Raw genomic sequence first — 4567 nt, forward strand, 5'->3', positions numbered from 1 at the left:
TGACGTGTTGGCGCACCGGCGGCGGGCCCGCGGGGTGGTCGCCACCTCCATCGCCTGGGGTAGTTGGGGCGGCGGCGGCATGGCCGGCGGCGAGGCCGCCGCCCACCTGCGCCGACAGGGCACCCCGCCGATGGACCCCGCGCTCGCTGTCCAGGCGCTACAGCAGGCCCTCGACCACGACGAGAGTCATCTCGTCGTCGCCGACATCGACTGGGCGCGGTTTGCTCCGATCTACACCCTGGCCCGGTCCCGGCCGCTGCTCGCCGCGCTCCCCGACGCCCACCCGAAGATCGAAGCGGCGGCCCCGGTCGCCACCACCGCCGACCTCGCCGGGCGGCTCGCCGCGATGCCGGCACCGGACCGCCTGGACACCGTCATCGCGCTGGTCCGCGACCAGGTCGCCGCAGTCCTCGGGTACGGCTCCGGCGCGGACGTCGAGCCGGAGCGGGCGTTCAAGGAAGCCGGCTTCGACTCGTTGACCGCCGTCGAGCTCCGCAACCAACTCGCCTCGGAGACCGCGCTGCGGCTGCCCGCCACGCTGGTCTTCGACTACCCGACCCCGGTCGAACTGGCCCGGCACCTGCTCACCGAGCTGGTGCCCGCCGACGCGGAGGGCGTCAGCCTGCTCGACGACCTCGACCGGCTCCAGGCAACCCTGTCCATGTTGGACGCGAGTGCGGCGGCGGCTCTCGACGAGAGTATCCGCGCCGGGGTGGGGGAGCGGCTCAAGGCCCTGCTGGCGACCTGGACGGCCGATCAACGCCCGGCCGAGGTCGTCAGCGTGACCGAGGACCTCGACACCGCCTCGGACGACGACCTCTTCGAATTCATCGACAGCAAGTTTGGCACCTCATGATCCGTCCGCTATGCCGGATGATCCGTCCGCTGTGCCGGCCCCGTCCACGAATGGGTTCCTGATGTCCAACGAACAGAAGCTTCGTGACTACCTGCGGCGGGTGACGACCGACCTGCACGAGACCAGCGAGCGGCTCCGCGACCTGGAGGAGCGCGCCGCCGAGCCCACCGCCATCGTCGGCATGAGCTGCCGCTACCCGGGTGGGGTCGATTCCCCCGAGGCGCTGTGGGACCTCGTCGCGGCCGGCACCGACGCCATCGCTGGCATGCCCACCGACCGGGGCTGGGACCTCGACCGGCTCTACGACCCGGACCCGGAGCACCCGGGCACCAGCTACACCCGGCACGGCGGCTTCCTCTATGACGCCGCTGAGTTCGACCCGACGTTCTTCGGTATCTCGCCCCGCGAGGCTGCCGAGATGGACCCGCAGCAGCGGCTGTTCCTGGAGACGTCCTGGGAGGCGCTGGAGCGGGCCGGAATCGACCCACTGGCGCTCAAGGGCAGCCCCACCGCCGTGTTTACCGGCGTCGCCTACCACGACTATCCGAACAGCTGGGGCGCCGGCAGCATCGTCTCCGGCCGGCTGTCCTACACCCTCGGCCTGGAAGGCCCGGCGGTCACCGTCGACACCGGCTGCTCGTCCTCACTGGTCGCCCTGCACTGGGCCTGCCAGTCGCTGCGGTCTGGGGAGTCCTCCCTCGCCATCGCCGGTGGCGTCACCGTGATCGGCACCGCCGACGCCTTCGTCGAGTTCTCCCGGCAACGGGCGCTGTCCTTCGACGGCCGATGCAAGTCGTTCGCCGACGGCGCCGACGGCACTGGCTGGGCCGAGGGCACCGGTGTACTGGTGCTGGAGCGGCTCTCCGACGCCCGGCGCAACGGCCATCCCGTCCTCGCCGTCATTCGGGGCTCCGCGACCAACCAGGACGGCGCGTCCAACGGGCTCACCGCTCCCAACGGCCCCTCCCAGCGGCGGGTCATCCGGGCCGCGCTGGCCAATGCCCGGCTCGCCGCGCCGGACATCGACGCGGTCGAGGCACACGGCACGGGTACGCGGCTCGGCGACCCGATCGAGGCGCAGGCGATCATCGCCACGTACGGCAAGGACCGTCCCGCCGACCGGCCACTCTGGCTCGGCTCACTCAAGTCCAATATCGGTCATGCACAGGCCGCCGCCGGAGTCGGCGGGGTGATCAAGATGGTGCAGGCGATGCGGCACGGCGTGCTACCCCGCACCCTGCACGTTGACCAGCCCAGCAGTGAGATCGACTGGTCTCCGGGCACGGTGCGACTGCTCACCGAGCCGGTAGACTGGCCGCAAACCTCCCGGGCCCGCCGCTGCGCGGTCTCCTCCTTCGGTATCAGCGGCACCAACGCCCACGTCGTGTTGGAGGAGGTACCCCCGGCCGAGGAGGACGAGCAGCCGGCCACCCCGGCGGTACTGCCGTGGGTGCTCTCCGGGCACACCGACCGGGCCTTGCGCGCCCAAGCCGAGCGGCTGCTGTCCCACCTGGACCACGAGCAGGCCGACCTCGTCGCGGTGGGCCGCACGTTGGCCGGCCGGGCCCGACTCGACCACCGGGCGGTGGTGCTCGGTGCGGACCTGCCGCAGCTGCGCGCCGGGCTCGCCGCGGTCGCCGCCGGTCAGCCGTCCCCGATCGCGGTCACCGGCACCGCCGACGCCGCCGGTCGGGTCGTCTTCGTCTTCCCTGGTCAGGGCGCCCAATGGGTCGGTATGGCCGCCACCCTGCTGGATTCCTCGCCCGTCTTCGCCGAGCAGATGCGGCGCTGCGCCACCGAGCTGCGCGCCTACGTCGACTGGGACCTGCTCGACGTGGTGCGCGGCGTACCCGGCGCAACCTCCCTGGAGCGGGTGGACGTCGTCCAACCCGCCCTCTGGGCGATGATGGTTTCCCTCGCCGCCACCTGGCGCGCGTACGGCGTCGAACCGGACGCTGTGGTCGGTCACTCGCAGGGTGAGATCGCCGCCGCCTGCGTGGCGGGGGCGCTCTCCCTCGCTGACGGGGCGCGGGTGGTCACCCTGCGCAGCCGCGCCATCGGTGCGGAGCTGGCCGGTCACGGCGGGATGGTCTCCGTCGGGCTCTCCGCTGACCAGGCGCAGGAACGGATCGCTCAGTGGGCGGGGGACATCTCCCTCGCCGCGGTCAACGGCGCCGGCTCGGTGGTGGTCTCCGGCACCCCGCAGGCCCTGCGTGAACTCGTCGCCGCGCTTACCGAGGAGGGGGTGCGGGTCAAGCCGGTGGCCGTTGACTACGCCTCCCACTCGGCGCAGGTGGAGGCGCTGGAACACCGGCTGTTGGAGGACCTGGCGACGATCAACCCCCGTACCGGGACGATCCGGATGCTCTCCACGGTCACCGGCGACTGGATCGACCCGGCCACCCTCGACGCCCGCTACTGGTACGAGAACCTGCGCAACACGGTCCGGTTCGACCCGGCGATCCGTACGCTCGCCGAACAGGGGTGGACCGCGTATGTGGAGGTCAGCCCACATCCCGTGCTCGGCTTGGGGATGCAGGAGACACTGGAGTCGGCAGACTGCCCGGTGGTGGTCACCGGCACCCTGCGACGCGACGACGGCGGCCTGGACCGGTTGCTCGCCGCACTGGCCGAGCTGCACGTGCGTGCCGTCAACGTGGACTGGGCCACCGCCCTGCCCGGCACCCGCCGGGCGGAGCTGCCTACCTACGCCTTCCAACACCAGCGCTACTGGATCGAGCCGACCGCCGCCGCCCCGACCGGAGCCGGAGCCGATGCCGATGCCGATGCCGGATTCTGGGACGCCGTCGAACGCGCCGATGTCGACGCCCTCGCCGATGGTCTCGGCGTCAACGCCGAGACCATCGGCGAGGTGCTGCCCGGCCTGACGTCGTGGCGGTCCCGGCAGAACGCCTCCGCCACGGTGGACGGCTGGCGGTATCGGGTGGTGTGGCGCTCCACCGACCTGCCCACCGGCGGGGAGCTGACCGGTGCCTGGTGGGTCGTCGTACCGGCGACCTCGACCGACGACGCACGGGTGCGGGCCGTCACCGACGGCTTGGCCGCCCGGGGCGCCGAGGTGGTCACGGTCACCGGCGTTGAGCTGCCGGCCGGGGAACACCCGGCCGGGGTGGTGTCCCTGCTCGCCCTCGACGGTGCCCCGGACAACACCGACGCCGGCCTCTCGGCCGGCGTTACCGCCACCGTGTCGCTGGTGCACGCCCTGGCTGCCGCCGATTTCAATGGCCGGCTGTGGTGCGTCACCTCCGGTGGCGTCGGCGTCGATCGGTTCGAGGACCTGCCGCACCCCGTGCAGGGTGCCCTCTGGGGTCTGGGTACGGTGCTCTCTCTCGACTACCCCGACTGGTGTGGTGGCCTGGTCGACCTGCCGACGGACTGGGCCGACGCCCACGTTGAGCGGCTCGTTGACGCGCTCACCAATGGGGGCGAGGATCAGGTCGCTGTCCGTACTGCCGGAGTGTTGGCCCGGCGGATGGTCCGTTCGCCCGCAACTGGCACCCCGGACCGGCGCTGGCGACCGACCGGCACGGTCCTGGTGACCGGCGGCACTGGTGGTGTCGGTGAGCATCTCGCTGAATGGTTGATCGCCGATGGCGCGGATCGGGTGGTGCTGGCCAGCCGGCGGGGATTGGACGCCCCGGGCGCGGCCGACCTGGTGGCTCGGCACCGCGGTGTTGACGTCGTCGGCTG

General features: G+C 72.2%; 2 protein-coding genes. Both read left to right on the forward strand.

Annotated elements, in window-relative coordinates; genetic code table 11:
- Positions 1-856: acyl carrier protein (locus tag T398_RS26505; RefSeq protein ID WP_496450534.1), on the forward strand; the 856-nt coding region annotated here is incomplete at its 5' end.
- Positions 857-887: 31 nt separating this feature from the next.
- On the forward strand, positions 888-4567 hold a 3680-nt coding region (locus T398_RS26510), incomplete at its 3' end, for a type I polyketide synthase (RefSeq protein ID WP_496450535.1).

The organism is Salinispora goodfellowii, from assembly GCF_059570675.1.